The organism is Acidaminococcus intestini DSM 21505 (assembly GCF_000425045.1).
GTDB classification, from domain to species: Bacteria; Bacillota; Negativicutes; order Acidaminococcales; family Acidaminococcaceae; genus Acidaminococcus; species Acidaminococcus intestini.
On record NZ_AULA01000050.1, the window covers coordinates 1 to 5,138 of the forward strand.

5 protein-coding genes are annotated in these 5,138 nt (G+C 48.2%); 2 read left to right on the plus strand and 3 right to left on the minus strand.

All coding sequences use genetic code 11. The features are described 5' to 3' along the window. Positions 1–184: 184 nt before the first annotated feature. From H503_RS0110775 to H503_RS0110785, 3 genes are read right to left on the minus strand one after another with little or no spacing between them, the layout of a single operon-like run. On the minus strand, positions 185–1,684 hold the full coding sequence (locus H503_RS0110775) for a tripartite tricarboxylate transporter permease (RefSeq protein WP_014128452.1): 1,500 nt from the start codon (positions 1,682–1,684) through the stop codon (positions 185–187). Positions 1,685–1,699: 15 nt separating this feature from the next. Continuing rightward, complete coding sequence (locus H503_RS0110780; RefSeq protein ID WP_009015262.1) at positions 1,700–2,158, minus strand: tripartite tricarboxylate transporter TctB family protein; 459 nt, start codon at positions 2,156–2,158, stop codon at positions 1,700–1,702. Positions 2,159–2,179: 21 nt separating this feature from the next. After that, a complete protein-coding gene (locus H503_RS0110785) occupies positions 2,180–3,175 on the minus strand; it encodes a Bug family tripartite tricarboxylate transporter substrate binding protein (protein WP_016459527.1) in 996 nt (331 codons plus the stop codon). Positions 3,176–3,401: 226 nt separating this feature from the next. Here H503_RS0110785 and H503_RS0110790 point away from each other — a divergent pair, with 226 nt between their 5' ends. Both H503_RS0110790 and H503_RS0110795 read left to right on the plus strand, forming a co-directional pair. Beyond that, entirely contained in the window at positions 3,402–4,772 is a 1,371-nt protein-coding gene (locus tag H503_RS0110790; RefSeq protein ID WP_009015260.1) for an MATE family efflux transporter, read from the plus strand. A 68-nt stretch (positions 4,773–4,840) separates the two neighbouring features. Next, positions 4,841–5,138: transposase (locus H503_RS0110795; protein WP_026385381.1), on the plus strand; the 298-nt coding region annotated here is incomplete at its 3' end.

Consider the following 5,138-nt stretch of genomic DNA (forward strand, 5'->3'; position numbering starts at 1 on the left):
ATTTCAACAAGGAAAGGATTCAGAAAAAAACAAAATGGATGCCTCCCGAAATATATCGGGAAACATCCACTAATGCCATTTAACTAATTTATATGCGTCCAGTTTTTGGGGTACACATCAATGCGGCTTAGAAAGTGACAGGCCTCTTTCATCGCAATTAAATTTTGATGTCAGATGGGCAAATTCATTTTGTTTTTTTACTGCCCTTGTAGAGCTTGACAAATAGTGGGGATAAAAGGGACAGCAGGCTTAGTGCAATGAGCACTTGGCAGATGGTCGTTGAGAAAAGGACACTGATGTCGCCGCCAGAAAGGGAGAGGCTCCGGCGCAGCCCGCGCTCCCCCAAGGGGCCTAAGATGAGAGCCAGGACAACAGCGGCCGTATTCATATTGACCTTACGCATAATATAGCCCACAATGCCAAACAAAAACATGACAACGACATCAAAGAAGTTGTTGTTGATGGCAAAGGAACCGACAACGCAAAGGACAAAGATGCTTGGGATCAAGATGGCATCGGAGATACGGGCAATCTTGGCAAAGAGTCGAGAGCCTACAAGGCCGATGGCCAGCATAAAGAACTGAATAAAGACAAATCCACCAAAGAAAGTATACGTCATGTCTGCATACTTTGTAAAGAGCTCAGGTCCGGGCTGAAGCCCTTGAATGATGAGCCCGCCCATGAGGACAGCTGTAACGCTCTCGCCAGGGATGCCCAAAGTGAGGGTAGGGATGAGGGAACCGCCCGTAACAGCATTATTGGCCGCCTCAGAACCGGCAATCCCTTCAATGGAGCCATGACCAAACTCTTCTGGATGCTTTGAAAAACGTTTGGCTTCATTATAGCCCATGAAGCAGGCAATGGAAGCCCCGGCGCCGGGAAGGATCCCGATGATGTTGCCGATGATCCAGCTGCGCAGAACCGTTGGTGTAATCTGTTTGAGTTCACTTTTTGTCAGGATGATGGAATCATCAAAGTGAGCGGCCCTAGCCCGTTTGACAATGGCTTTTTCCGCAAGGATGAAAGCCTGGGATAGGGAGAAAAGGCCAATCAAGGCACCTGTAATATTGACGCCATTATAAAGGGCATCCTGGCCGAACATGAACCGTTCCACTCCTTCCATAGGGTCCATGCCGATGGTGGAAAGAACAAGGCCAAAGGCTCCGCTCATAAGCCCCAAGATCATGGAGTCGGAGTTGATGCCTGCAATGATGGTAAGGCCGAATAAGCTTAACCAAAAATATTCAGGACTGCCAAATTTCATGGCAAGTTCTGCTAAGATGGGAGCAAAGAAATAGAGGGAAAGACAGGACAACAGGCCGCCAAAAAAGGAAGCCGTGCAGGCTGTTCCCAAGGCCTTGCCCGCTTTTCCCTTGAGGGTCATGGCGTAACCGTCAATGGCCGTTGCAGCAGAAGCTGGGGTTCCGGGGGTGTGAATCAAAATAGCAGAAATTGAGCCGCCAAAAATGGCGCCGCAGTAAATCCCGCCCAGCATGATAAGTCCCGATGATGGCTCCATACCGAAGGTCAGGGGCAGCAGAAGGGCTACGCCCATAGCAGCTGACAGTCCCGGCATGCAGCCAATGATGATGCCCATTGTAACCGATAGGAGCATGACAATAAGGTTGGTTGGTGTCAAGGCATTGAGGAAGCCCGCCATCATTAATGCATATTGATTTTCCATTCTGTCGCGGCCTCCTTAAAGAATATCATAGAACAGTTCGCCTACTGGCAGCGGTACATTCAAGGATTCACTGAAGACTCCGTAGATAAGGGCCAAAAGGACTGCTGTGGTCAAGACGATATACTTTTTTTCAATCTTGAAATAGTGCATCATAAAGCCCATATAAAGAATAGCCGTCAGATAGAATCCAATGAAATACATTCCCACGAAAAAGAGGATGGACGCAAGGAAGAAGGTCACAAATTGACGAGGCAAGAAATCCTTCCAAACGACATCAGCATCGCTGACGAGGGAAAAGTGCCCGTGGCAGCCAATCAGCATTTTGACCAGCTGCAGCACGGACAGAACCGCCAGGAGCGAGATGACAAAGAGCGGATAATGCTGTGCTTTTTCTGGAAGCAGCAACGTTTCATGATAGAAAAATCCGCAAAATGCCAGCATAAAAAACACTATGGCAAGTTCTGATTTTTTCATAGATGAATTGACTCCTTAGGATTATTTGGTGTAGAGCTTGGAAACAACATCCCGGCAGAATTCGAGCTGCTGGCTGATCAGTTCCCCAAGCTGTTTGTTGTCAAGATAGTCCATGGTAAGACCGGCATTTTTATGGTCACGGATGGTTTGTTCATCAGTCATGACAATCTTGAAGATATTGACATAATAGTTGATGATATTATCCGGCGTCCCTTTTGGAGCCACAAGCGCGCGGGCCGTACCATACCACTTGTTGTAATAGCCCAATTCACCCAAGGTCGGGACATCCTTCAGATTGTCCAGCCGTTTTTCCGAGTAAACGCCGAGCACGCGAAGCACTGGGGAAGCCCCGCCAATCAGAGGTTCAACGTCGCCAACCTTGGCACAGGAAAAGTCCACTTCGCCTTGGCGCAGGGCAAGGAGCTGATCGGCCGTGCCGCCGTAAGGAACGGCATTGTATTCGAATTTAGCCGATTTTGCAAGGAGCTGGGCAGCCGTGTGATTGGATGCCTGTACCCCGTTGGTGGAAGCTTTGAGTTTTCCGGGGTTTTGTTGGGCGTCTGCCACAAGATCCTTCAGCGTCTTCCACTTGCTGTCCGCACGGACGACAACAACACTCGTTTCCTTCAGATGATTGGCAATGGGCACGATACTCTTCTCATTGAAGGCGGATCCTTTTTGCAGGGCCAGGGTCGTATAGGTCGGTAGGTTGATATAGCCAATGGTGTATCCATCCGGCTTGGCTTTGGAGAGTTCTGTCCAGCCAATTTTTCCGTCTGCTCCTGGTTTATTATCAACAATTAGGGTCTTTCCAATATGTTTTTCTGCATCCTTGCAAAGAATACGGGCACCAGTATCCGTACCGGACCCTGCTTTGTAAGCAACAATGACATGGATGTCCTTTTCTGGCTTCCAAGCTCCGCCTGATTTAGCCGCTTCCTTTTTACCGCCGCAAGCCGCAAGAGCAAGGGTCATGGCACAAAGAGCGGAAGCTGCGAGCAATCTTTTCATTTTCATCGTAAAACTCCTCCTTTATGGAAAATGTAAAATCTATGTAAACTAATTGTAACATATTGTGCAGGGAAAAAAGAGAATTGCCTGATTTTTTCAGTCAACTTAGAAAAGAGACGCTTTTTTCAGTATAGCTTTTGAAGATTCTGCAAAATGACGGGAACTATGGTAAAATAGGGGGAACCTTGGATGATTTCCAGATTCCATTATAAGAAAGCACCGGTAGAATCCCATGCAGAATAAACAAGATAAACGCACTGAAAAATTCCACGAGATGCTGGAAGCACCCGTGGATCGACTCATTTTAAAACTTGCCATTCCTTCCATTTTAAGTATGCTGACCACTAGCTTTTACAACATGGCCGATACGTTTTTTGTGAGCAAGCTGGACACTAGTTCCACCGCCGCGGTGGGTGTGACCTTTGCCAGCATGTCCATCATCCAGGCTCTTGGTTTTTTCTTTGGCCAGGGATCGGGAACCTACATGGCCCGAGAACTGGGAGCTCAGCGAATCCAAAATGCACGCACCATGGCAAGTACGAGCTTCTTTTATGCTTTTATTTGCGGTCTCTTTCTTTTGCTCATTGGGCATTTCAATGCGCGGGACATTGCCCAGTTGACAGGGTCCACGCCAACCATCCTGCCTCATGCTGCTTCTTATCTAGCCATCATCATGTGCGGAGCGCCTGTCATGATGTGTTCCCTTCTTATGAATAACCATCTGCGGTTTCAAGGAAACAGTGCCTTTGGGATGGTGGGCATCATGGCCGGAGGGGTCCTTAATATGCTCCTTGATCCTCTATTTATCTTTTTCTTTGGCCTTGGGGTATCAGGGGCTGCATACGCGACGGTCATCAGCCAATGCTTTAGTTTCTTTATCCTTCTTGTCATGACCCACAAAGGCGGCAATATTCCTATAAGGTTCCGCGATTTCCATCCGTCGGCCGCCCTTTTCAAGGAAATTACGGCCGGCGGTCTGCCCTCTTTATTTAGGCAGGGGACGGCAAGTCTTGCAACGATCAGTCTTAATGTGGCAGCTGGGGCCTTTGGGGACGCCGCTATCGCGGCCATGAGCATTGTCACGCGGCTTGCTTTTATTGGTGCGTCTGCCATCATTGGTATTGGGCAAGGGTTCCAGCCTGTCTGCGGTTTTAGTTATGGCGCAAGGTCCTACCAACGGCTGCGGGACGGATTTGCCTTTTCTCTTCGCCTGAATACAGCGGTTGGACTTACGGCAAGCCTTGCAGGCTTTTTCTTTGCCGATCCCATCCTCCGTTTGTTCCGAGACGATCCCCTCGTCATTTCCATAGGGACTCAGGCGCTCCGGGCCCAATGCGTTACATTTACCACACTGGCTCTCGTAATCATTGCCAATATGCTTTTGCAGGTCACAAGACGCACAACTGGGGCTGTCCTTATTTCCATCGGACGGACAGGGCTTTTCCTGATTCCTTTTGTTCTCATTGTGCCTCGCATCTTTGGCCTTACGGGGTTGATCTGGTGCCAATCCCTATCCGATTTATGTGCTTTTTGTCTATCCTTGTACCTGACACGGAAATTTTTCCGATTCCTTCCCCATAAGGATGGACAGGCGCCCCAATAAGCCCAAAAAAACAGCTGCTCGAATGAAATGTACCCTCTTTACTGGACACCCAGTAAGGAGGGTACATTTTGCGTTATACGACTGAATTTAAGCTGATGTGTGTAGAACTTTATCGTCAAGGTAAGTGGGTAAAAACACCTAAAGGAATTAAAACAGCAAATTTTCGTAACAAGATTCGTACTTGGAATCGTATCGAACAGGCTGGCGGACCGGAAGCATTGTGTCACAAAGCACATTACAAGGCATGGTCCCCAGAGGAGAAACTTGAATTGGTTTCACAAGTAAATGCCGGACAGTCAATGATGGCTGTCGCCTGTCAATATGGTATGAGCTATAGTCTTTTGTACCAATGGGTTCGTAAATACA

What these genes read in the sequence shown, in the direction of transcription:
- H503_RS0110775 (WP_014128452.1), bottom strand. Translation starts at nt 1,684, where the DNA reads ATGGAAAATCAATATGCATTAATGATGGCGGGCTTCCTCAATGCCTTG.
- H503_RS0110780 (WP_009015262.1), bottom strand. Translation starts at nt 2,158, where the DNA reads ATGAAAAAATCAGAACTTGCCATAGTGTTTTTTATGCTGGCATTTTGC.
- H503_RS0110785 (WP_016459527.1), bottom strand. Translation starts at nt 3,175, where the DNA reads ATGAAAATGAAAAGATTGCTCGCAGCTTCCGCTCTTTGTGCCATGACC.
- H503_RS0110790 (WP_009015260.1), top strand. Translation starts at nt 3,402, where the DNA reads ATGCAGAATAAACAAGATAAACGCACTGAAAAATTCCACGAGATGCTG.